The organism is Microlunatus aurantiacus (genome assembly GCF_039536605.1).
In the GTDB taxonomy this organism is placed as follows: Bacteria; Actinomycetota; Actinomycetes; order Propionibacteriales; family Propionibacteriaceae; genus Microlunatus; species Microlunatus aurantiacus.
The window spans coordinates 124,852-147,102 of record NZ_BAAAYX010000002.1 but is presented as its reverse complement, the minus strand read 5'-3'; the positions used below and the strand labels follow the sequence as shown (position 1 = coordinate 147,102).

At 70.4% G+C, this 22,251-nt stretch carries 23 protein-coding genes; 10 read left to right on the top strand and 13 right to left on the bottom strand.

The window, feature by feature from the left end:
• Positions 1-2: 2 nt before the first annotated feature.
• Positions 3-674, bottom strand: a complete 672-nt coding sequence (locus tag ABD714_RS00790; protein WP_344810361.1) for a glycosyltransferase family 2 protein — start codon at positions 672-674, stop codon at positions 3-5.
• A gap of 115 nt (positions 675-789) precedes the next feature.
• On the opposite strand from ABD714_RS00790, the gene ABD714_RS00785 reads away from it, so the two are divergent.
• From ABD714_RS00785 to ABD714_RS00770, 4 genes are all read left to right on the top strand, one after another.
• Complete coding sequence (locus ABD714_RS00785) at positions 790-1,494, top strand: response regulator transcription factor (RefSeq protein WP_344810359.1); 705 nt, start codon at positions 790-792, stop codon at positions 1,492-1,494.
• The gene (locus ABD714_RS00780) at positions 1,491-2,675 is read left to right on the top strand and encodes a sensor histidine kinase (protein ID WP_344810358.1); all 1,185 of its coding nucleotides are present in this window, start codon (positions 1,491-1,493) and stop codon (positions 2,673-2,675) included. The genes ABD714_RS00785 and ABD714_RS00780 overlap by 4 nt, the downstream gene beginning before the upstream one ends.
• Positions 2,672-3,649, top strand: a complete 978-nt coding sequence (locus tag ABD714_RS00775) for an NAD-dependent epimerase/dehydratase family protein (protein WP_344810357.1) — start codon at positions 2,672-2,674, stop codon at positions 3,647-3,649. The genes ABD714_RS00780 and ABD714_RS00775 overlap by 4 nt, the downstream gene beginning before the upstream one ends.
• Positions 3,650-3,714: 65 nt before the next feature.
• Entirely contained in the window at positions 3,715-4,254 is a 540-nt protein-coding gene (locus ABD714_RS00770; protein ID WP_344810356.1) for a dihydrofolate reductase family protein, read from the top strand.
• A 148-nt stretch (positions 4,255-4,402) separates the two neighbouring features.
• Here ABD714_RS00770 and ABD714_RS00765 read toward each other — a convergent pair whose 3' ends face one another.
• The 4 genes from ABD714_RS00765 to ABD714_RS00750 all read right to left on the bottom strand — a co-directional run bounded on the left by ABD714_RS00765 (position 4,403) and on the right by ABD714_RS00750 (position 8,948).
• Positions 4,403-5,296 (bottom strand): DUF4352 domain-containing protein, encoded by an 894-nt coding sequence (locus ABD714_RS00765; RefSeq protein ID WP_344810355.1) that lies wholly within the window; start codon positions 5,294-5,296, stop codon positions 4,403-4,405.
• A 177-nt stretch (positions 5,297-5,473) separates the two neighbouring features.
• Positions 5,474-6,451 carry a D-erythronate dehydrogenase gene (denD, locus tag ABD714_RS00760; RefSeq protein WP_344810354.1) on the bottom strand — a complete coding sequence of 326 codons (978 nt, stop codon included), beginning with the start codon at positions 6,449-6,451 and terminating at the stop codon, positions 5,474-5,476.
• On the bottom strand, positions 6,448-8,505 hold the full coding sequence (locus ABD714_RS00755) for an NAD(+) synthase (RefSeq protein WP_344810353.1): 2,058 nt from the start codon (positions 8,503-8,505) through the stop codon (positions 6,448-6,450). The genes denD and ABD714_RS00755 overlap by 4 nt, the downstream gene beginning before the upstream one ends.
• 23 nt (positions 8,506-8,528) lie before the next feature.
• Positions 8,529-8,948: a prolipoprotein diacylglyceryl transferase gene (locus tag ABD714_RS00750; protein ID WP_344810352.1), complete on the bottom strand. Its 420-nt coding sequence runs from the start codon at positions 8,946-8,948 to the stop codon at positions 8,529-8,531.
• A gap of 58 nt (positions 8,949-9,006) precedes the next feature.
• Between ABD714_RS00750 and ABD714_RS00745 the strand changes: the two genes are divergently transcribed.
• Positions 9,007-9,498 (top strand): metallophosphoesterase family protein, encoded by a 492-nt coding sequence (locus ABD714_RS00745; RefSeq protein ID WP_344810351.1) that lies wholly within the window; start codon positions 9,007-9,009, stop codon positions 9,496-9,498.
• Between the two features lie 80 nt (positions 9,499-9,578).
• Here the strand turns inward: ABD714_RS00745 and ABD714_RS00740 are convergent, their stop codons facing one another.
• Positions 9,579-10,142, bottom strand: coding sequence for a TetR/AcrR family transcriptional regulator (locus ABD714_RS00740; RefSeq protein WP_344810350.1), 564 nt, complete (start codon positions 10,140-10,142; stop codon positions 9,579-9,581).
• Positions 10,143-10,201: 59 nt separating this feature from the next.
• On the opposite strand from ABD714_RS00740, the gene ABD714_RS00735 reads away from it, so the two are divergent.
• Together ABD714_RS00735 and ABD714_RS00730 are read left to right on the top strand one after the other, a co-directional pair.
• Positions 10,202-11,245: a hypothetical protein gene (locus ABD714_RS00735; RefSeq protein WP_344810349.1), complete on the top strand. Its 1,044-nt coding sequence runs from the start codon at positions 10,202-10,204 to the stop codon at positions 11,243-11,245.
• Between the two features lie 23 nt (positions 11,246-11,268).
• Positions 11,269-12,726, top strand: coding sequence for a protein adenylyltransferase SelO (locus ABD714_RS00730; RefSeq protein ID WP_344810348.1), 1,458 nt, complete (start codon positions 11,269-11,271; stop codon positions 12,724-12,726).
• 40 nt (positions 12,727-12,766) lie between these two features.
• Here the strand turns inward: ABD714_RS00730 and ABD714_RS00725 are convergent, their stop codons facing one another.
• The 3 genes from ABD714_RS00725 to ABD714_RS00715 form a co-directional block, all read right to left on the bottom strand.
• On the bottom strand, positions 12,767-13,006 hold the full coding sequence (locus tag ABD714_RS00725) for a zinc-ribbon domain-containing protein (protein ID WP_344810347.1): 240 nt from the start codon (positions 13,004-13,006) through the stop codon (positions 12,767-12,769).
• 95 nt (positions 13,007-13,101) lie between these two features.
• Positions 13,102-14,322: an aminotransferase-like domain-containing protein gene (locus ABD714_RS00720; protein ID WP_344810346.1), complete on the bottom strand. Its 1,221-nt coding sequence runs from the start codon at positions 14,320-14,322 to the stop codon at positions 13,102-13,104.
• Entirely contained in the window at positions 14,319-14,981 is a 663-nt protein-coding gene (locus tag ABD714_RS00715) for an RraA family protein (protein ID WP_344810345.1), read from the bottom strand. The genes ABD714_RS00720 and ABD714_RS00715 overlap by 4 nt, the downstream gene beginning before the upstream one ends.
• A 74-nt stretch (positions 14,982-15,055) precedes the next feature.
• Here ABD714_RS00715 and ABD714_RS00710 point away from each other — a divergent pair, with 74 nt between their 5' ends.
• Positions 15,056-15,601 (top strand): dihydrofolate reductase family protein, encoded by a 546-nt coding sequence (locus tag ABD714_RS00710; RefSeq protein WP_344810344.1) that lies wholly within the window; start codon positions 15,056-15,058, stop codon positions 15,599-15,601.
• A 16-nt stretch (positions 15,602-15,617) separates the two neighbouring features.
• On the opposite strand, the gene ABD714_RS00705 is transcribed toward ABD714_RS00710, so the two are convergent.
• From ABD714_RS00705 to ABD714_RS00690, 4 genes are all read right to left on the bottom strand, one after another.
• Positions 15,618-16,322, bottom strand: a complete 705-nt coding sequence (locus tag ABD714_RS00705; RefSeq protein ID WP_344810343.1) for an Ntn hydrolase family protein — start codon at positions 16,320-16,322, stop codon at positions 15,618-15,620.
• A gap of 52 nt (positions 16,323-16,374) precedes the next feature.
• Positions 16,375-17,283, bottom strand: coding sequence for a carbohydrate ABC transporter permease (locus ABD714_RS00700; RefSeq protein ID WP_344810342.1), 909 nt, complete (start codon positions 17,281-17,283; stop codon positions 16,375-16,377).
• Positions 17,280-18,173: a carbohydrate ABC transporter permease gene (locus ABD714_RS00695; protein ID WP_344810341.1), complete on the bottom strand. Its 894-nt coding sequence runs from the start codon at positions 18,171-18,173 to the stop codon at positions 17,280-17,282. The genes ABD714_RS00700 and ABD714_RS00695 overlap by 4 nt, the downstream gene beginning before the upstream one ends.
• 70 nt (positions 18,174-18,243) lie before the next feature.
• Positions 18,244-19,551 carry an ABC transporter substrate-binding protein gene (locus ABD714_RS00690; protein ID WP_344810340.1) on the bottom strand — a complete coding sequence of 436 codons (1,308 nt, stop codon included), beginning with the start codon at positions 19,549-19,551 and terminating at the stop codon, positions 18,244-18,246.
• Between the two features lie 336 nt (positions 19,552-19,887).
• On the opposite strand from ABD714_RS00690, the gene ABD714_RS00685 reads away from it, so the two are divergent.
• Positions 19,888-20,343 carry a MarR family winged helix-turn-helix transcriptional regulator gene (locus tag ABD714_RS00685; RefSeq protein WP_344810339.1) on the top strand — a complete coding sequence of 152 codons (456 nt, stop codon included), beginning with the start codon at positions 19,888-19,890 and terminating at the stop codon, positions 20,341-20,343.
• Between the two features lie 742 nt (positions 20,344-21,085).
• On the top strand, positions 21,086-21,964 hold the full coding sequence (locus tag ABD714_RS00680) for an HNH endonuclease (RefSeq protein WP_344810338.1): 879 nt from the start codon (positions 21,086-21,088) through the stop codon (positions 21,962-21,964).
• Positions 21,965-22,251: the final 287 nt, after the last annotated feature.

The following is a 22,251-nucleotide window of genomic DNA, read 5'->3' as shown; positions in this document are numbered from 1 at the left end:
GGTCAACCGACCGGCCGGGTCAGAGCGGCCGTCATGTCCCGCACGGCCTGGACGACGCCACGGGGGGTGCCGGTCACCTTGGACCGGCCGCGGCGCAGGTGGTAGTCCACCGGGACCTCTCCGATCCGCCATCCGGCGTCCGCCGCCTTGACCACGGTCTCGGCCGGGTAGCCCGATCGTCGGTCCTGCAGGTCGAGGGCGAGCAACGGCTCGCGCCGGGCGGCCCGCACCGGCCCGAGGTCGGTCAGCCGCACCCCGGTCCGGGCCGCCAGCCGCGCCGCCAGAGCCCGGTTGGCCAGCCGGAGGTGCCACGGCTGGGCGCCGCGACGGACGGGACGACGGGCGCCGACGACCAGGTCCAGTCGACCCTCGCGGAGCGGATCCAGCACCCGGTCCAGCTGGGCGGGATCCAGGGTGCCGTCGGCATCCATCACCACCACGATGTCGGCCCGCGCGGCCAGCAGCCCAGCGTGGCAGGCGCTGCCGTAACCACGCTGCGGGACGTCGACGACGCGGGCCCCGTGGCCCCGACCGACCTGCACTGACCCGTCGGTCGACCCGTTGTCAGCCAGGATGACCGCGATCCCGGGCGGCACCCGCGGCAGCAACCAGCGCAGTCCGGTCACCTCGTCCAAGCAGGGCAGCACCAGCTCGACCTCGGGCGGTTCGTCCATCCCCCGACGGTAGGCCGCGGCGGCAGCCGTCGAGAGGCCGGGACGCTTTCGGTTCGCTTACGGGGCGGCGAGGGCCGGCCGCGCGGAGGTTCGGGGCGGCTTAGAGTCGACCATCATGTCCGGGCGCATCCTGGTCGTCGAGGACGACCCCACCATGGCCGAGGTGCTGGTGGCGTACCTGCGTCGGGCCGGCTACCAGACGGATTGGACCGGGGACGGCAACGAGGCACTCCTGCTCTGGCAACGGCTGCAGCCCGACGTCGTGATCTTGGACCTGATGCTGCCGGGGACCTCCGGCCTGGAGCTCCTCCGCCGCCGACGCATGGACGCCGACCAGGCGGCGGTGATCATCCTGTCCGCCCGGGGAGACGAGGAGGACCGGCTGATCGGTCTGGAGACGGGCGCTGACGATTACGTGGTCAAGCCCTTCTCGCCCCGCGAGGTGGTGCTCCGGGTCGAGGCGCTGCTCCGGCGGGCCGAACGACTCTCCGGTGCTGCGCTGCTGAACCGTCGCCTCCGGGTCGGGGCACTGACCGTCCACCTGGGACCCCGGCGGGCCACGTACGAGGGCCGAGACCTGGCCCTGACCACCCGCGAGTTCGACCTGCTCGCCTTCTTCGCCGCTCACCCGGGTGAGACCTTCAGCAAGGCCGAGCTGCTGCGCCGGGTGTGGGGCTGGGAGTTCGGGGACAACTCCACGGTGACGGTGCACGTCCGCCGGCTGCGCGAGAAGCTGGAGTCCGATCCCTCGGATCCGCAGCTGGTGCTCACTGTCGGCCGTTCGGGCTACCGGATCGCCGGAGAGAACGAGGACCGATGACCGACACCGTGATCATCGTCGGGCTCACGCTCGGCGCCTGCCTGGTCGTGGGGGTCCTGGGCGCCCTGGCCATGCACCGGCTGCGCCGGCGGTCCCTGCGCTACCAGCTCATCATCGCCACGCTGCTGCCCGTGGCGGCGGTCACCGCGACCGTCATCGTGAACGTGTGGCTGATGTTCCTGTCGGCGCACGACTCCACCGTGATCATGATCTCCCTGCTGGTGTCGGTGCTGGTGGCCGTGTTCAGCACCGTCGTGATCATGCGCCGAGTCGGCCGCGGCTCGGCCGAGCTGGGCACCGCCCTGCAACGGATGCGGGCCGACACGACCGGCAGCCCGGCGCCGCCGCCCGCCGACGGCCCCTCGCAGCTGCCGTCGGAGCTCGCCGTCGTGGTCGCCGACCTCGAGCGGACGCGAGTCCTGCTGGCCGAGACCCGCCGCCGCGAGCAGGCCGCCGAGGACGCCCGGCGCGAGCTGGTGCGGTTCATGTCCCACGACCTGCGGACCCCGTTGGCCGGGCTGCGCGCCCTGACCGAGGGACTGGAGGACGGCGTGGTCCACGACGTCCCGCGGGCGCTCGAGCACATGCGGGCCACGATCACCCGGATGACCCACCTGGTCGAGGACCTGTTCGAGCTGTCCCGGGTTCAGGGGGCCCGGCCCGAGCGACCGAGCACGCTGGTGTCGCTGTCGGAGCTGATCGTGGATGTGGGCTCGGAGTCGTCGGCGTTGGCCAGCAGCCGTGGGGTGCTCCTGGACGTCGAGGTTCCCGACGACGACCGGCTGGCGGTGACCGGCTCGGCCGACGACCTGGCCCGTGCGATCGCCAACCTGGTGGGCAATGCCGTCCGTCACACCGGCACGGACCAGGTCGTGCGGCTGCACGGCCAGCGGGCCGACGACGGGCACATCCGGATCGAGGTCAGCGACGGCTGCGGCGGCATCCCGGACGCCAGTCTCGAACGCGTCTTCGACGTGGGCTGGCGGGGCAACGGCGCCCGGACCGGGGACGGCGGCGCCGGGCTGGGTCTGGCCATCGCCCGCGGGGTGGTGGAGTCGCACGCCGGCCGGATCGACGTGGCCAACATCGAGGGCGGGTGCCGGTTCGCGGTCGAGCTGCCGGTGCCGGCCGAGAAGGCCGGCCGCGACGGGGCGTCGCCGCGACCGGAGGCGACCGCATGAGGGTGCTGGTGACCGGGGCCGCGGGCTTCATCGGGCGTTTCGTCGCGGCCCGGATCGCGGCCGCCGGCGACGAGGTCGTGCCCTTCGACCGCGCGACCGACCCGGCGGACGACATCACCGACCTGGTCCGGCTGCGCGCTGCCGCCGTCGGGTGCGAAGCGGTGGTGCACCTCGCGGCGAAGGTGGGCCTCGGTGTCGGGATCGCCGACATCGACGACTACGCCCGACACAACGACCTCGGCACGGCGGTCGTGCTCCGCGCGAGCGCGGAGGCCGGCATCCCGCGTGTGGTCTTCGCCTCCTCCATGGTCGTCTACGGCGAGGGTGCGTACGCCTGCGACCGGCACGGCTCGGTCCGCCCGGCTCCCCGCACCGCGGCGGACCTGGCCCAGGGTGACTTCGAGGTGCACTGTCCGCACTGTGGGGCCGAGCTGCGGCCCGAGCTGGTCACCGAGGACGCCCGGCTGGATCCTCGCAACGCCTACGCCGCCACGAAGGTGCACGGCGAGCACCTGGCCGCGACCTGGGCCCGCGAGACCGACGGGGTCGCGGTGGCCCTGCGGTTCCACAACGTCTACGGAACGGGACTCCCGCGCAACACCCCGTACGCCGGGGTCGCCGCCCTGTTCGCCACGCGACTGGCCGCCGGCGAGGCGGCCCGGGTCTTCGAGGACGGCCGGCAGCGACGCGACTTCGTCCACCTCGACGACGTGGCCCGGGCGGTGGCCGCCGCCGTCCACACTCAGCTGCCGAGCGGGTTGACCGCGCTGAACATCGGCTCGGGCCGCGTCTCCACCATCGGCGACGTCGCCACCGCCCTGACCGAGGCGGTCGATGGCCCGGCCCCGGTGGTCACCGGCGAGTTCCGGCTGGGCGACGTCCGGCACGTCACGGCTGACTCGTCGGCGGCGCGGCGGGTCCTCGGCTGGCGCGCCGAGATCGAGCTCCGCGACGGCGTACGCGATCTGCTCTAGCGCCGACCCGATGAGTTCTGGTCATCGTGGTGGTCCACCCGGGTGACCTCGACGAAAGGACGCCGATGCGCTCCGTGGTGCTCTACACGCTGATGTCCCTGGACGGCGTGGCTCAGTCGCCGGACGACTTCATCCTCGACTGGGACGACCGGCTGGACGCCAACCTGGCCGAGGTGATCGCCGAGCAGGACGCGGTGCTGCTCGGTCGCGGCATGTACGAGGAGTGGGCGGCGTACTGGCCGACCTCCGACGTCGAGCCGTTCGCGTCGTTCATCAACAGCGTGCAGAAGTACGTGGTCGGCTCGCGCGAACCGGCGGCTGACTGGGGACCGCGCACCGTGGTGACCGATGATCTGGCCACGTTCGTCGCCGGCCTGAAGCAGACGGAGGGGTCCAGCATCGGTGTGCACGGCAGCGTCACCCTGGCCCGGTCGATGCTGGCCGCCGACCTGATCGACGAGCTCCGCCTGGTCATCGCGCCGGTCACGGCGGGCTCCGGCCAGCGTCTGTTCGGCGAGACCGACCTGAAGCGGTGGACCCTGCTGGCCAGCGAGGTCTCCCCGGCGGGCGAGCTGGTGCTGCACTACCGGCGGCGTACCGACTGAGCGCCTGCCCGTCGAGTCGGAGCTGTTGGCGTCGTCGCGGGCCGCTGAAGCCGCCTTGTCCTCCCAGTCGGTCCTCTCACTCGACGTCGCAGGAACGGAGAGATCCCCGGCTCGCACGTCGGCGGGCCGGGGATCGTCCACCGTCGGATCAGCCGAGCTGGACCGTCACCGGGCCGTCGAACAGTCCGCCGGCGGTGATCTGGGCCTGCTCCGCGTCCACGCCCTTGGGCAGGTCGAAGACGAACGTGCCCTTGGAGGTGTTGCCGGGGTTGACCTCCTCGAGCAGCGGGTTGTTGTCGGAGACGTAGAGCGACGCCATCTCGTTCACGGAGAACTCGCGACCCTTCGTGTCGGTCACCTTGATGTCACTGCTCGAGAAGTAGTCGGCGCGATCACCGTTGTTCTTGATCTTGACGTCGACGAGCACGAAGTGACCCTGTGCCTTCTCGCTCAGGTACTCGCTGCCCACCCGCTTGCCCCCCTCACGGACCTTGGTGATCGTGACCTTGAAGTCACCGGACTTCACCCCGTCACCGATCCCGGCCACGGTGTCGACCTCGGGTTTCGCGGCCGGCTCGTCCTCCTTCGCCGGCGCCTCGGCGGCCTTGTCGGCCTTGGCCGGCTCCTCGGCCTTCGTCGGCTCCTCGGCCTTCGTCGGCTCCGCTGCCTCGTCCACGCTGGTGTCGGCCTCGGCGGCCGCAGCCGACGCGGCCGGGGCGGGCTGCGAGCCGGCCCCCTGCGAGCCGCCGCCACCGAGTCCGATGATGGTGAACAGGGCCACCGCACCGATCGGGGCGACGAAGCGCTTCTTCTTGAACCACGGGCGCTGCGCCTTGGCCGCAGCCTTGGCGTCGCGGGCCATCGCCGCGGCCTGCTGCGGGGTGAGCGGCTGACCGTTCCACCCGTACGGAGCCTGGCCCTGCGGGCCGGCGGGGGGCTGCTGGTACCCGTAACCGGGCTGAACCTGCGGGGGGAAGGGCGGCTGACCCTGGTGGCCGTACGGCTGCTGACCCTCTGGACCGGAGGGATGGGTGTTGCTCATGGGAACTGGCTCCTGTGGTACGCGCTGCCGGTACTTCTACGAGGTACGCGATCCACACGGCAGCTGTGGTGGTGGGGAGATCCTCATTGATCCACCGCAGGAAGAAATCCGGATCGGCTCAGTCTCACCTCAGCACACCATCAGGATTTTGACGGGTCAAGAACAAAGCCGTGAGCGTCAGCAGTACCGACGCTGGTATGCCGTCAACGTCGTGGCCAGGTCGTCGGCGTCGCGTAGTCCGAGGGAGAGTCCCCGAGCCCCGTCCACGTGGGTCGGCCAGGTGGCGACGATGGCCTGGACAACGCGATCGGGTTCGACCGTCACCGCCCCGAGGCCGCCGTCGGGGGCTGCTGCCCGGAGGACGTCGAGCATCTCGGCGAAGGTGCCCGAGACGCTCGGGAAGGTGACCGTGCGTCGGCCCTCGAGGGTCTCGCCCGGCAGCTCGTGCAGGCTGATCAGGTTGTCGATCACCGACTCCACACTGGCCACGGCCATCACCGTCTCCACCGGGAGCGGCAGCCGGTAGTCCTTTCCCGCCAACGGTTCCCGGAAGATCGCGCTGGCTGCGGACGACGCGGCCGCGTTGGGGGCGCCGGGCCGGATGATCACCGTGGGGAGCCGGGCCGCCCGCCCGTCCAGGTACCCCTTCCGGCTGTAGTCGTTGATCATCAGCTCGAGGATCGCCTTGGTCATCCCGTACGTCGTGGCGGGCTGCACCAGCGAGTCGTCGTGCACCGGATCGCCGCTGGCCGGACCGAAGACGGCCAGCGAGCTGGTGGTGGTCAGCCGGACGGGACGCGGGTGGGCGCGGCAGGCCTCGAGCAGGTGCCGGGCACCGTCCAGGTTCACCCGGAGGGCCAGGTCGAAGTCCTGTTCGCCGTGGCCGCTCACGATCGAAGCCAGATGGAACACAGCGACCGCACCGTCGCCGAGCAGGCTCGCGGCTGTGCCCGGGTCGCCGATGTCACCGCCGACGGTCTCGCAACCGGCGGGCACCTCGGGCAGACGCGCCACGCTGTCGGGCTGGTCGAACAGGACGATCCGGTCGATCGACGCCGGCGCACCGTCCGCGTCGGCGAGCGATCCCCGCTCGCGCAGCGCCTCGGCCAACCGGGACCCGAGGAACCCGGCGCCGCCGGTGATCACGACCTTCATGACTGCTGCCCGTCCTGGGTCGGGATGTTCTGCTCGATGTCGGCCAGCCACACGGCCGCGTTGCCGTCCGACGGCGCGCGCCAGTCTCCCCGCGGGCTCAGCGAGCCCCCGTGCGACACCTTCGGTCCGTTGGGCATCGCGGACCGCTTGAACTGGGCGAAGCCGAAGAAGCGCTTGACGAAGACGAGCAGCCACTCCCGGATGGCGGGGACGTCGTACGCGCGCCGTCGCTCCGGCGGGAAGGCCGGCGGCCAGCTGCCGCCGTCGACGTCCCGCCAGGCGTGGTGCGCCAGGAACGCGATCTTGGACGGCTTGAACCCGAACCGCAGCGTGTAGAAGAGGTTGAAGTCCTGCAGCTCGTACGGCCCCACCGACTTCTCCGTGCTCTGGGGCACCTCGCCGGCCTTGACCGGGATCAGCTCCGGGGAGATCTCGGTGTTCAGGATCGCCAGCAGCACGTCAGCGGTCTCCCCGGCGAACCGGTCCAGCCCGCCGACCCAGCGGATCAGGTGCTGGATCAAGGTCTTGGGCACCCCGCCGTTGACGTTGTAGTGCGACATCTGGTCGCCGACGCCGTACGTGCACCAGCCGAGCGCCAGCTCCGACAGGTCACCGGTGCCGAGCACGATGGCGTTCTGGTGGTTGGCCAGCCGGAAGAGGTAGTCGGTGCGCAGACCGGCCTGGACGTTCTCGAAGGTGACGTCGTACACTTCCTCGCCGCGACCGAACGGGTGATCGAGATCGGTCAGCATCTGGGTCGCCGCCGGCCGGATGTCCAGCTCGTGGGCGCTGATGCCGAGCGAGGTCATCAGCTTCCAGGCGTTGGACTTCGTCGCGTCACCGGTGGCGAAGCCGGGCATCGTGTAGCCGAGGATGTTGGTCCGCGGCAGCCCGAGCAGGTCCATCGCCCGGGCGGCCACGATCAGGGCGTGGGTGGAGTCCAGACCACCGGAGACGCCGATCACCACCTTCTCGGTGTGGATGGCCCGCAGTCGCTGCGCCAGGCCGTCGACCTGGATGTTGTAGGCCTCGTAGCAGTCCTGGGCCAACCGGTCGGGATCGGCCGGCACGAAGGGGAACCGCTCGACCACCCGGCGCAGCCCAAGATCATCGGCGGGCGGAGCGAGGGTGAACTCGATCCGCCGGAACTCCGCGTCCGGGATGGCCACCCGCCGGTTGTCCTCGAAGGTGCCCTGCCGGGCCCGTTCCTGCCGGAGCAGGTCGAGATCGACGTCGGCGATGGTCAGCTGCGGTTCCTCCTCGAAGCGCGCTCCCTGCGCCAGCTCGACGCCGTTCTCGTAGATGCTGGTCTGCCCGTCCCAGGACAGGTCGGTGGTCGACTCCCCCTGGCCGGCGGCGGCGTAGAGGTAGGCGGCCAGACAGCGCATCGACTGCGTCCGGCACAGCGCGCTGCGGGTGTCGGAACGCCCGATGGTGATCGGGCTGCCCGACAGGTTGACCAGGACGGTCGCCCCGGCCAGCGCGAGGCCGCTCGACGGCGGGACGGGCACGAACATGTCCTCGCAGATCTCCACCCCGACAGTCAGCCCGCGGACGTCGGTGGCTTCGAACAGGAGATCGGTGCCGAAGGGGGCCGGCTGACCGGCGACCGTGATCTCCTCGCCGGTGACGCCGTGGCCGGACGCGAACTGCCGTCGCTCGTAGAACTCGCGGTAGGTGGGCAGGTGCACTTTGGGGACGACACCGAGCACGCGCCCGCGGTGGATCACCACGGCGGCGTTGAACAGCCGGGCCCGGTGGCGCAGCGGCGCTCCGACGATGATCACCGGCAGCAGGTCGGTGCTGGCGGCGACGATCTGCTCGAGACCGACCAGAACCGCGTCCAGCAAGGCGTCCTGGCCGAGCAGGTCCTCCACCGCGTACCCGCTGAGGGTGAGCTCGGGGAGCACCGCGACAGCGACACCCTCAGCGGACAACCGCCGGCCCACCTCGATCACGCTGGCGGCGTTGCGGGCCGGATCGGCGACGAAGACGTCGGTGGTGCAAGCCGCCACCCGGGCGAACCCGTGGGCGTACAGGGACGCGAAGGTCATGGCCTCATCCTGCCCGACAGGGGTCAGGCGTCGTCCGGGTCGGGCTTGCTGGCCCCGTCGGTGCTGTCGGCGAACGGCGGCACCTCGCCTGCGCCGGTGGCGTCCTCTCCGATGGCATCGGTGGCGGCGACGCGCTGAACGGCCTCGTGCGCGTCGTCGATGGCGGCCTGGGACCTCTCCAGCAGGGTGCCTTCGGCCTCGATGCCGTCACCGTCAGTGTCCTCGGCGGCGCCGGGGTCCTCGGCGGCGCCGGGGTCCTCGGCGGTGTCAGGGTCCTCGGCGGCGCCGGGGTCCTCGGCGGTGTCAGGGTCCTCGGCGGTGCCGGTGTCGTCGGGGGTGCCGGGGCTCTCGGTGTCCTCGACCGTGGTGTCGTCGGTGGAGGTCTCCTCGACCTCGGCGCCGGTCGTGTCGTCGACCGGTGTGGACTCGTCGTCGGGCGTCATCCGGTCACACTAACCCGCCCCGGCGAGCGCCGATCGGGCGGCGTGGCAGTCTTCGGGGGTGCGCGTCGTCGTGGTCTCCGACACCCATGCCCCGCGGTTCTGGAAGAGCTGCCCGCCGGCGGTGGCGGCCCACCTGGAGGGCGCGGACCTGATCCTGCACGCCGGTGACGTCTGCGTGCCCGGGGTGCTCGACGAGCTGGCGGCGTTCGCTCCAGTACGGGTGGTGCTCGGCAACAACGACGGTCCGGACGTCGCGGCCTGGGGTGCGCCGGAGACCCTCGAGCTCGATCTGGACGGGCTGCGGGTCGGGATGATCCACGACGCCGGCGCGAAGGACGGCCGGCTGGCCCGGATGCACCGCCGCTTCCCCACCGCCCAGCTGGTGATCTTCGGCCACTCCCACATCCCGCTCGACGAGGCCGACGAGCACCTGCGGATCCTCAATCCCGGCTCACCGACCGACAAGCGGCGTCAGCTCTTCCGGACGCTGGCCGAGCTGGTCATCGGCGACGGTCGGCTGGAGTCGGCGCGGATCATCGAGCTGCCCTGATCCCTCGCGCTCGCGCTCGCTCCCCCACCGGAGTTTTGTGCCGCCATCCTCGTCAATTCGTGCTGCCGGCACAAAAGTCGTCAGGCGCGGGGCGGTCCGGACAGGCCCGAGGTCAGGGTGCGCGTCAGCAGTCCGGCGGCTTCGTGCCAGGTGTGGGCGCCCGAGCTGACCACCAGGTGGGCTGCGAACAGCGAGGTCCAGACGAAGGTGCCGACCCAGTCGCCGGGGAGGTCGACGCTCAACGAGCCGTCGGCGTAGCCCCGCGCGATCACCTGCCCCAACAGGTCTTCGTCGCCGGACCAGGTGTCCGGGTCGACCAGCGCGTTGTCGGCGAACACGATCCCGAGCACCGGGCCGAGCTGGATCAGCTCGGCGCACATCCGCAGCAGCGCGTCCCGCCCGGAGCCTTCGGCCGGTCGCGAGCGGACCACCGCCGCGGTGTAGCGGCTCGCGCACTCCGCGTCGACCGCGGCGACCAGCTGGGCGCGGTCGGAGAAGTAGCGGTTGAGGGTGGTCCGACCGACCCCGGCCCGTTGCGCCACGTCGCCGAGCGACGCGGCGTTGTCGGCCGCCCACACCTCGATGGCGGCACCGACGATGTCGCGGCGGGTGCGGTCGGCTTTGGTCGGTCGAGGATCGGGCACGCTCCGATGGTAGCGGGCAGCCCTTGCCTATTCTGGAACATTGCTGTTCCATTATGGGTATGACGAAATCCTCTCGGATCCGCACCTGGTGGCTGGCCCTCTCGCTGCTCGTGCTGGCGCCGATCTGCGCGGAGTACCTGTCCGCGTACGACGACTCCACCGGCCATCCGGCCACGCTGCTCGGGAACCTGATCATCTTCATCCCGCTGTACGGCTGCTCGGCCCTGCTGATCCGCGAGGTCGCCCGCCGGGCTCGGCTGGGCTGGACCGGGATCCTGCTGCTGGCCACCGCTTTCGGACTGGTCGAAGCGGGTCTGATCGACCAGTCGCTGTACAGCCCGGACTACCGGGGCCTGGAGGGCTGGGCCGCCACCTACGCCGCCACGCTGATCGCCCCCTGGGGGATGAGCGCGGTCCACCTGCTCGGCTTCGTCGGCGGGCACGTGATGCTGAGCATCTGCGGCCCGATCGCCCTGGTCGAAGCGTGGCGACCGAACCGGTCCACCGAGCCGTGGCTCCGCCTCCCCGGTCTGGTGATCACTGCCCTCGCGTACGCCGTCGGGTCGGCCCTCGTGCTGTTCTGGCACCTGCAGACCGAGGAGTGGCACGCCGGCCCCGGCCAGCTGACCGGCACGGGCCTCGTCGTGGTCGCCCTGGTCGGGGCCGCGGTGCTGGTGGGACGTCGATCCCGATGCAAGCGGGACGCGTCAGGCCCCGGCCTCGGCCTCACCGCAGCGATCGCCCTCGTCCTGGGCGGGGCCTTCCACTCGATGCCGCAGACCTGGCCGGGCTTCGCCGGATCCGTCGTCCTGCTGGTGATCGCGGGCGTCCTGCTGGACCGCGCCGCCAGCACCCGCCGCTGGAGCGCGACGCACGCCGCGATCGTCGGCGCCACTCCCCTGTTCCTGACCGCCGCCCTCGCTTTCACCTACGACCCGATGATCGGCGAGGTCACGACTCAGGCCAAGTACGCGCACAACGCGGTGATGGTGGCGATCGTGGTGTTGGCGTTGATGGTGGCCGTGCTCAGGCGCTCCGGGCGACAACGGATGAGGTTGTCCCCGACAACGGGGACAACCTCATCCACAAACCGCCACTGGTGAAGGGGGCCACGTAGGCTCGATCGGTGACTGTCACCGCGCCGGAGATCACGCTGGAGAACCGCTTCGCCTCCGAGCTGAGCGAGCTCGCCGTTCCGTGGCGCGCGGCGACGGTGGAGAAGCCCCAGCTCCTGGTCCTCGACGAGCAGCTGGCGTCCGAGCTCGGTCTGGATCCGACGTGGCTCCGGAGCCCGGGAGGTCTCGCTCTGCTGATCGGCAACGAGCTGCCGTCTCACGCAACCTCGGTCGCCCAGGCGTACGCGGGGCATCAGTTCGGGGGCTACAACCCCCGGCTCGGCGACGGTCGAGCGCTGTTGCTGGGCGAGCTGCGCGACCGCCAGGGACGGCTCCAGGACCTGCACCTGAAGGGCTCCGGCCCGACGCCGTTCTCCCGGGGCGGGGACGGGTTCGCGGCGGTCGGGCCGATGCTCCGCGAGTACGTGATCAGCACGGCCATGCACGCCCTGGGGATCCCCACCACCCGCTCCTTGGCGGTGGTCGCGACCGGACGGGGCGTGCAGCGCGAGACGCTCGTTCCCGGCGCGGTGCTGGCCCGGGTGGCCAGCAGCCACCTGCGGGTGGGTTCGTTCCAGTACGCCCGCGCCACCGGGGACCTCGATCTGCTCCGCCGCCTGGCCGACGTCGCGATCGAGCGGCACCATCCGGCCGCCCGCGATTCCGACCACCCGTATCTCGCGTTGTTCGCTGGCGTCGTCGACGCACAGGCGGCGCTGGTGGCGCAGTGGATGCTGGTCGGGTTCGTGCACGGCGTGATGAACACCGACAACATGACGATCTCTGGGGAGACGATCGACTACGGTCCGTGCGCCTTCCTGGACGCCTTCGATCCGACGGCGGTGTTCAGCTCGATCGACCACGGCGGGCGCTACGCGTACGGCCAGCAGCCGGTGGTCGCCGAGTGGAACCTGGCCCGACTGGCGGAGGCGCTGCTGCCGCTGTTCGCCGCCGAGCAGAGTGTTGCCATCACGCTGGCCGAAGAGGCGTTGTCAGTCTTCCGGCGGCGCTACAGCGAGACGTGGACGGACGGCATGCGGGCCAAGCTCGGACTCGACGCCACGTTCGACGAGGCGCGGGTCGGCCCGGTGCTGGACGCGCTCGTCGTGTTGATGCAGACAGAGCGGGTCGACCACACCTCGTTCTTCCGTGGCCTGGCCCGGGTTCTTCGCGGTGACCTCAGCGGCGTGGGCGGGATGGGTGACCGCGACGCCCTGGACAGCTGGCTCTCGCAGTGGCGGGAGCTGGGACCGGACGCCGACGCCATGGACCGGGTGAACCCGCTCTACATCCCCCGCAACCACCTCGTCGAGGAGGCTCTCGACGCGGCCACCTTCGAGGACCTCGACCCGCTGACCCGCCTGCTGGAGGTGCTCCGGGACCCGTGCACCGAGCGGCCCGGGCTGGAGCGCTACACCGAACCGGCGCCGGCGGGCTCCGGTCCGTACCGGACGTTCTGCGGCACCTGAGCAAGGCCGCACGTCCGGTGGCCGGCCCCGTCGGGGACGGTCAGCGCAGCTCGCGGGTGGCCAGCTCGGCCTGCTGCTGCGACAGCTCGCGGCTGCGCGCGCACCAGGTGCAGACGTCGACGTACGTGGTGCCGACGGAGAACAGCGGCACGAAGAACAGGGTGAACCGGCGGCGGCGCCGCAGCACCTGGTGGGCGCCCTCCTGGCCGCAGGTCTCGCACACGTAGCGGACGACGCCGAGGACGTCCTCGGACACCCGGATCCCGAAGATGACGAGCATGATCGAACTCCCTTCGACGTCCGGATCGGTGAGAACGCCCTCTCCGTTGTACCCGCCGCGGCCCAACCCAACCGCGCGAGGGGCTCAACGTCCGTTCAGCCCAGCTCCCGCCTCAGCAACCGACCGAGCGCGGTGATGCCGTGCACCAGCCGCTCGTCGGGCACACCGGAGAAGCTGACTCGGGCGTGGTGCGGCTGGTGGTCGACGGGGAAGAACGTCGCGCCCGGCACGTACGCCACCTTGGCCTCGGGCAGCAGGTTCTCGGCCATGAAGGTGCCGGCGTCGAAGCCCTCGGGGAAGGTCAGCCAGACGAACAGCCCGCCGTCGGGCCGGGTGAAGTCCACGCTCGCGGGGAACACGTCCGCCATGGTGGCCAGCATCAGGTCGCGCTTGTGCCGGTAGACCGGGAGCACGTCAGCGATGTGGGCGTCGATGTCGTACCGCTGGAGGTAGGCCGAGGTGGCCGCCATGTTGAGGGTGCTGTTCTGGGTGTCCGCCGCCAGCTTCAACAGCGCGATCCGCTCCAGGATCTCCGGGCTCGCCGAGGCCCAGCCCAGTCGCAGCCCCGGCGCCAGGATCTTGGAGAAGCTCCCCAGATGCAGCACCCGCCCCTCGGTGTCCAGGCTCTTCAACGTGGGCAGGGACTCCCCGTCGTAGCGCAGCTGCCGGTAGGGGGTGTCCTCCAGCACCAGCACCCCGTACGCGTTGGCCAGCTCGATCAACCGACGTCGACGGGGCAGGCTCATCGTCACCCCGGTCGGGTTGGCGAAGTCCGGGACGACGTAGATCATCTTCGCGTCCGGGTGGGTGGCCAGCACCTCGGCGAGATCGTCGGTGTCGAGCCCGTCGGCGTCGGAACGGACCGGTGCGTAGCGTGGCTCGGTCGGAGCGAACGCGATCAGCGCCCCCAGGAAGGTGGGGTCCTCGGTGATGATCACGTCGCCGGCGTCGATCACCAGCTTCGCGGCCAGGTCGAGACCCTGCTGGCCACCCTGGATGATCAACACGTCGTCAGCGGTCGCCGGCATGCCGTCCCGAGTGAGTCGTTCGGCGACCTGGGCCCGCAGCTGCGGGAGTCCGTTCGAGGCCGTGTACTGCAGTGCCGCTGCGTGGGCCGGCGTCAGCAGGTCCGCGTACACCCGGTGCAGCTCCTCGACCGGGAACAGCGCCGGATCCGGGTAGCCGCCGCCGAAGGAGATGATCTCCGGGTCGGTGCCGTGCCGCAGCAGCTCGCGGATGGCCGACGGCCGCACCCGGCTCATCCGGTTCGCGTAGCCGACGACCGGACGGGTCGCCGACCCGGAGCCGGCGGTCACGAGAAGTTCAGCTTGCTGTCCCGGCCCTCGCGGAGGGCGGCCACGTGCTCGTCGTAGTTCAGGTGATCGAACAGGGACTCGCCACCTTCGATCGCGGCCCGCAGCGCACCCTCACGTTGCTGGATCGCCTCGGCCCCGTCGACGGCCTCGCGCACCTCCGCGTCACTGCCCACCACGAGGCCGTCGTCGTCACCCAGCACCAGATCTCCCGGCCGTACGGTCACGTCGCCGATCAGGATCGGCACCTGGATCACCGGCACCGCCCGGGCCGGGCAGGCGGACGGCGCCACCCCGCGGGCGAACACGGGCAGACCCAGGCCGGCGAGGATCCGGCTGTCCCGGCACCTCCCGTCGATGACGATGCCCGCGACCCCGCGCCGGAGCGCCTCGGTGGCGAACAGCTCGCCGGCCACCGCGTGATCGGGATGGCCGGCGATGACCAGGACGTCTCCGGGCCCGGCCTCGGCCAACCCGGCCAGCACCGGCATCAGGTCCTCCCGCGCGTCGACCGTGAGGGCCCGACCCAGCAGCCGTGCGCCAGGTCGGATCGGTCGCAGCGCCGCGGGCAGCACCCGCAACCACGCGCCGGCGTCCTTGAGCGAGGTGGTGTCGACGGCGGCGAGGCGCTGGATCAGGTCGGCGGAGTCCGAAGAGGGCATGAGGGACAATATCCGCTGACGGCTGGCGACCCTCAGCTGTCGCCAGCTACTGAGCACCACACCGGAGGTCACGGATGGGCACCATCGCCGTACACGAGTTCATCGCCCTCGACGGCGTCTACGAGAACCCCGCTTGGACGTTCGAGTTCGGCTTCGACCCCGGCATGGGTGAGACCCTCGCAGCTGTCACCGGCGGCGCCACCGCCATCCTGCTCGGGCGGACGACGTACGAGATGTTCGCCCCGGCCTGGTCGACCCGTACGGTCGAGGACGACCCGGGGGCGCCGTTCTTCAACGACACCATCAAGTACGTCGTCGGCGCCCAGGAGCCCGCCGTGGAGTGGGGTCCGTCGGTCCGGCTCGGCGCCTACGACGCAGCAGCGATCCAGCGGCTCAAGGACGACACGGACGGCGTCATCTACGTCTCCGGCAGCGGGACCCTGGTCCGGGCGATGCTCGCCGACGGACTGGTCGACCACCTGCACCTGTTCGTGTACCCGATCGCGGTCGGCGCCGGCCAACGGCTCTGGGCCGACGGGGTCGACCCGACGAAGCTCCGGCTTCAGGACAGCCACGTGTACGCCAACGGGGTCGTGCACCTGGACTACGGTCCCGCCTGACCGTCGGTCCTGGTGGTCAGTCCTTCGGGAGCTTGTCCAGCAGGTCGTTCTCGCCCTGCTGCCAGCGCTGCACCCGCTTGCGGACCTTGGCGATGTCCCGCTCGGAGAGCAGTTCCGCCGCCTCGGGGGTGATCCGGTAGACGTCGATCGGACCGCCCACGCTCGGCGAGCTGGTGCGCAGCGCGTCGAGCACCCGCACGGCGACCAGCACGCCGTGGTCGACGTCGCGATGGGTCATCGAGAAGTGCGCCAGCAGGGCCCCCGCCTGCTGGGCCATGCCGGACCCGCTGCCGATGGCGTGGAAGCCGACCTCCTCGTACCGCCCGATCAGTCCGTGCGGGTCGATGTCGACGATGAAGGGGGTGTCACCGGCGTACCCGGCCACCAGCACGTAGGTGGCCGGCGTCGACCCGCCCTGCTTCTCCCCCGGCACCTCGGCGATGAAGCTGTCGTAGTGGTGCCGCAGCAGGGGCACCACGATCTCCTGCACCTCTCGGCTGACGTCCTCGCTGCCGACCAGGATGCCGGGTGCCTTCTCGTCGAAGGCCTTCTCCACCTCCGTCAGGACGGCGCGGGCACCGCTGCCGCCCCAGGCCCCGGTGGCCCCGAACGGGTGCAGCTTCTGCGACGGGTAGCTGAGTCCCCGGGCGCTGTCGGTGATCTGGGAGTCGGCAGCGAGAACGAGTCCGTCCGCGCAGCGAAGGGCGAGTACGACGGTCATGTGAGCCTCCTTTGGCTGACCGCCGACGCTACCTGGCGGCCCGAGCCAGCGATCAGCGGATCCCGCTCCGCGCGAACCCCTGGATGAAGTAGCGCTGGAAGATCAGGAAGATGGCCACCATCGGGGCCACGTCGAGCAGCGCGAACGCCATCGTGCCGCCGTAGTCGGAGCCGAACTGCCCCTGCAGGTAGAGCAGACCGATCGGCAGGGTGAACAGCTCGTTCTGCTTCAGCGCGATCAGTGGCCAGGCGAAGTCGTTCCACGACTGCAGCAGGCTCATGAAGAACAGCACAGCGATCAGCGGCTTGGACAACGGCAGGACGATCCGGCTGAACACCGACCAGTTCCCCGCCCCGTCCAGCCGCGCCGCCTCGATCAGGTCCCGGGGGATGCCGAGGATGAACTGCCGGGCCAGGAAGATCCCGAACGCCGATGCCGCGGACGGCAGGATCACGGCCCAGTAGCTGCCGTACAGACCCATCCCGGTGACCAGCTCGAACAGGGCGACCATGATCACCTGGACCGGCAGCATCATGGTGGACAAGCAGAGCAGGAACAGCACGTTCGAGCCCCGGAACCGCAGGTGGGCGAACGCATACCCCGCCATCAGGTTCACGGTCACGGTGAGCAGCGACACGGTGAGCGAGATGGCCACGGAGTTGCCGAACCAGGTGAGCACCGGGAAGGCGGCGAACACGCGCTCCACGTTGGACAGGGTGAGCTCGCGGGGCCACAGGCGCAGTGTGCCGCCCAGCAGCTCGGCCCGCGACGAGAGCGCCACGACGACCATCCAGTAGAGCGGGAAGAGCAGCACGGCGCACAGGGCCAGGGCGGCGACGAACCGGACGGCTGTCCCGATGCGCTGGCGGCGACGGCGACGCTGGGCCCGCGCACGGTCCGGCGCAGACGTGGGCACCGCCGGGGTGCCGGCAGGGGTGTCGGTGACGATGGGCTGACTCATCCGACCTCGTCCCGGGTCCGGCTGAGCCGCCACTGCACGGCGGTGAAGATCAGCATGATCAACAGCAGGACCAGCCCGAGGGCGGCGGCGTAGCCCTGGTCCCGGGTGACGAACCCGTTGTCGTACGCGTAGGTGACCAGCACCGAGGTGGCGTTCTCCGGTCCCCCACCGGTCATCACGAAGACCAGGTCGAAGACCTGGAAGGAGTAGATCACGTTCATGATCAGCAGGAAGAACGACGCCGGGCCGACCAGCGGGACGGTGAGGAACCGGAAGAGCTGCCAGGTGTTCGCCCCGTCCAGCCGGCCGGCCTCGTAGACGTCGGGGCTCACGCCCTGCAGGGCGGCCAGGTAGATCAGCATGTTGAAGCCGACGCGCCACCACAGCGTCACCAGCACCACGGACGCGAACGCCGCCGCCCCGCCGGACTGCCAGCTCACGCCCGGCAGACCCAGCGAGCGGAACAACAGGTTGATCAGACCACTGTTCTCGTCGAAGATCAACAGCCCCATCAGCGCGGTCGCCACCCCGGAGATGGCCATCGGCAGGATCACCGCCGACCGCAGGACCGGCCGGGCCGGCAGCGCCGAGTTCAGCAGCACCGCCGCCGCCAGGCCGATCCCCATGGACAGCGGGGTGACGAGCACCGTGAACAGCACCGTGTTCACCGCCGAGCGCCAGAACAGCGGGTCGGCGATCAGGCGCACGTAGTTGGCCGCGCCGACGAAGGTCCCCGAACCGAAGCCGTCGGTGCGCTGCAGACTCAGCACCACCGTCCCGGCCAGCGGCACGAACACGAACAGCCCGAGCAGGAGCAGGTTGGGGCTCAGGAACGCGTACGCGGCCACGGACTCCCGGGTCCGGGCCGCGGTCAGTGACCGTACGCTCACGCCGCGGCGCCCACCGGGTCGGCAGCCACAGGACCGGGCATCACCGGGCTGGGGCTCACAGGGCTGGGGTTCACGAGGCGGTGGCGGCGGCGATGCCGTCGGACAGGCCCTTCACCGTGGCGTCGACGTCCTGACCGCCCACGAAGGCCTGCTCCAGCTGGTCCTTCAGCACCGTGATGATCTTGGACATGTTCGGCGAGGCGACCTGACTGGAGTCCTGAGCCTTCACCGTGGAGGCCTGTCCGACGAACACCGGCGACAGCTCCGGCCGGACGGCGAACTCGATGCCCTTCTCGACCAGGTCGGCCCGCGTCGGCAGCAGCGAGGACGATGCGCAGAAGTCGCGCATCGGCCCCTCGGTCGTGACGAAGTCGAGGAACTTGGCGGCCAGCTCCGGCTTGGCGGAGGCCTTGGTGGCGACCAACGCGTTGCCGCCGAAGTCGCCGGCGGAGCGGACCTTGCGCGGGGAGAACGTGGCCCCCCACTCGAAGTCGAGGGTGGACTCGGCGTCCGGGATCAAGAAGGCGCCGCCGAAGGTCATGGCGGCGGTCTGGGCGTACCAGGTGTCCGCGGCGTACGTGGTCGACTTGACCGAGTTGTTCTTCGGCACGAAGTTCTTGGCGAAGAAGCCGGAGGTGAACTCGACCGCCTGGCGCCCCGCGTCGGAGTCGATGGCCGGCGCGATCAGGTCCTCGGCCAGGAAGCGACCATCGGCCTCGAACAACCAGCTGAGCCAGCGGGTGACGCCGTTGCCCTGCCAGTTGTAGGCGAACGGGTACTTGCTGCTGGGCAGGCTCTTGCGCAGGGTCTCGGCGAGGTTCGCGAACTCGTCCCAGGTCCAGGCGTCTTCCAGCGTGGTGGGCACGCTCTTCACCCCGGCCGCGTCGAGGGCGTCCTTGTTGTAGAGGATCACCGAGGTGTCGGTGTGGTGCGGCACGCCGAACGGCTTGCCGCTGTTCTGCACCGCCGCCCACGCCTGCGGGGTGAACCGGTCGGCGAAGTCGCCCGGGAGGTGGCTGCTCAGGTCGAGCAACTGGTCGCGGCCGGCGTACGCGCCGAAGGTGTAGTAGGGGACGCGGAACACGTCGGGCGGGTTGCCGGCCTGCAGCTGGGCGTCGATGTTGGTGAACATCTGCTCGTACGGGACCGCGTTCAGCGTCACCGTGGAACCGGGGTTCGCCGCCTGGAAGCCGTCGATGGCCTTCTTGAAACCGGCCAGCTCGCTGTCGGTGCCCCAGGTGGTGAAGGTCAGCGCACCGCCCTCGCTCGCGCCGCCCGAGTCCGAACCGGCGGTCGAGAAGCCACCGCAGCTCGCGAGGGTCGGGACCGCAGCCGCAGCAGCCGTGGCCGCGAGGAAGTGTCGTCGGGTCAAAGTCATGGTCGATCCCCTGCCGTTTTACGTCATAAACCTGAGTCTCGGTACTTCCTGAGAGTGGGGTGAGTCGGATGCACCCCTCGAATGACCGACCAGGTCGATCGGCCGGCCAGTGGGACGAGCTGGAGCAGGTCTGCCTCGACGGCCATCTCCGTGCGAGAGCGCAGCGGGCCTGACAGGCTCGACGGGACGTACGCCTGGGCCTCGCGGCGTCGCCGGTGGTGCGGTTGGCGACGCAGACCAGCTGGTGGCGCGGAGGTCACGGGTGGGGTCGCCGTAAGATGCGTTCGCCCGCCGCTTCGGACCGTCGGGTGCGAGCGAGAGGGCGACGTAGACGACGTGGACGACATCGCCGACGACGTCGAGCAGGTCCTCCGCGCCGCCCGGGTCTTCGCCGCGGTCACGGCCGAGGCCGTGGCCCAGCTCGGTGACCGGATCACCCTCCCCCAGCTCCGGGTGCTCACCGTGGCAGCCGAGGTCGGCTCGCTCAACAACGCCGACGTGGCCCGTCTCCTGGACGTGCACATCTCCAACGCGAGCCGCCTGTGTGACCGGCTGGTCCGGTCCGGTCTGCTCGATCGGCGCGACTCGGAGATCGACCGACGCCGGGTGGCGCTGACCGTGACGGCTGCCGGGCGGGAGCTGCTGCAGGTCGTGACTGCGCACCGACGGTCGGTCTTCACCCGGGTCCTCGCGGACATGTCGGCCGCAGACCGCGCGGCGCTGGTTCGTGGGCTGTCCGGCTTCGTCGGGTCCGGTGAGCACCAGATCACCGGTGTGCTGGCGGGACCGTGATCTGCGCTGGCGACGAGCCGCGCTTCGCACCTCAGCCGGTCACCGCAGTTGGAACAAATGCTTGCGCTACAGCAACGATTGCCGCAAGATATCTGCCATCGGCGACGGTTCGGCCCGGTCCTGCGGCGGGCCGAGTCGCCGCGGAGGTCGTGGGTTCTCTTCTCTCCCGTCCCGCCGCGGGCCGGGGAACCGAAGGGGGCCGGACCGGCGACGGGGGTAGGTCGGTCCGGCTCCCTCCGGGTCCCTCACCGTGCTGCAGCGAGGGCTCGTGCCCGATCGGGCACAGTGCCTGTCACGGTCTTGCGCCGACGGGCTGCCGGCGTGACCGTGGCCCCCGTGACCAGCCAGGAACGAGCGCGGTCGCGCCGCGCCAGGTCGCGCCAGTGGACGGCCCAGGAGCCGGCGCCAAGGAGTGGAACCAGCCGGAAACGGGCTTCCTGCACCTGGACCGTCGACTCGTGTCCGCCCTGACCAGCGCGACGGGTGGCGGCCTGACCTGGCTCGGCGACGACACCATCGGCTCCGGGCAGGCATCATGCACTTCGACCTGCGGGTCTGGGTCCGATCCGCAAGATCGTCAAGACGGTGGAGGGACAGACGGTCTCGTTGGGGAACGGCTGAAGCGGCGGCCGGTCCTTGGCGGTTTGTGCCGGCCGACCCACCCTTCAGTAGTCCAGCTCCCTCGGCTTTCGGCTGCACTGCGGGCTGGTCAAGGTGTGAGCCGTCTGCCAAGCTCAACGCCATGGATACGGCAGCCGAATTAGTTCTCCGGCACCGGATCATGCACGCCTTGACCCAGGAGACGGCTGCACGCGGGTTCCTCACTCGCGAGCAACTGTCCGGCCTGATGGTCGATGGCGAACGTCGCCGGATCATCGACACCTCGAAGGGCATCTGGAACCCGCGGAATCTTGCCGCGACTCTGTCGGTCGTCTCGTCCCCGGAGGGCCCCTATGACGACCGCGAGCTGGACGGTGCACTCTTCCGGTATGCCTACCGTGCGGGCTCTATCCACGGAGACAACACCAAACTGCGCCGAGCGTACGAGCTCGAGCTACCGATCATCCTGCTGCGGAAGATCAACACCGGAACCTTTGTGCCCGTGTTCCCCGTATACGTGATCGATGACGACACCGCTCGGCACGAGTTCGTACTGTCGCTCGACGAGAGCGTGCGGTTCATGACGAATCCAGACCTGGGTCCTCAGCGCAGCTACGTCGAACAGCTCGTACGGCGACGACTCCATCAGGCGGAGTTCCGCGGTCGCGTCCTTCAGGCGTACGCGACCCAATGCGCGATTTGCAACCTCCGACTGGGGCGGCTGCTTGAAGCCGCCCACATCATCGGCGACGCGGAGACCGACGGCGACCCCGTGGTGCCGAACGGTCTGAGCCTTTGCAAGATCCATCACGCTGCGTACGACGCCGACCTGGTCGGGATCAATCCCGATTTCGTGGTCGAGGTCAACCGCGAACTGCTCGAGACGACCGACGGACCCATGTTGCAGTACGGACTCCAGGCCATGAACGGCCGCGCTCTGACCCTGCCGCAGCGCCGGGTCGATCGACCGGACCGCGAACGCTTGGACGTCCGCTATCGGCAGTTCCGCGCTGCCAGCTGAAGTCTCGGACAGTCGCGCTCTGTGAAGATTCGAGCGCTCGGATGCCCCGGACGGTACGGCCTCGATTCCGACCGTCGAACCACCCCTTCAGACTGCGCACTCTCCTCATCGGCCGCCGCAGCCTGGGATAGGCTCGTCCAGTCATCCGTTCGGCCCGACAGGCGCGCATTGAGCAAGCCTCCACCCGCACGGGAAGTCCTCGTACTTCCTGGGGTTTGTCGTGCCGCTCTACCGTGGGTCGGTTAGCTCAATTCGTGCCAAGACCGCCAACGGGTCGCTCGTGCCCA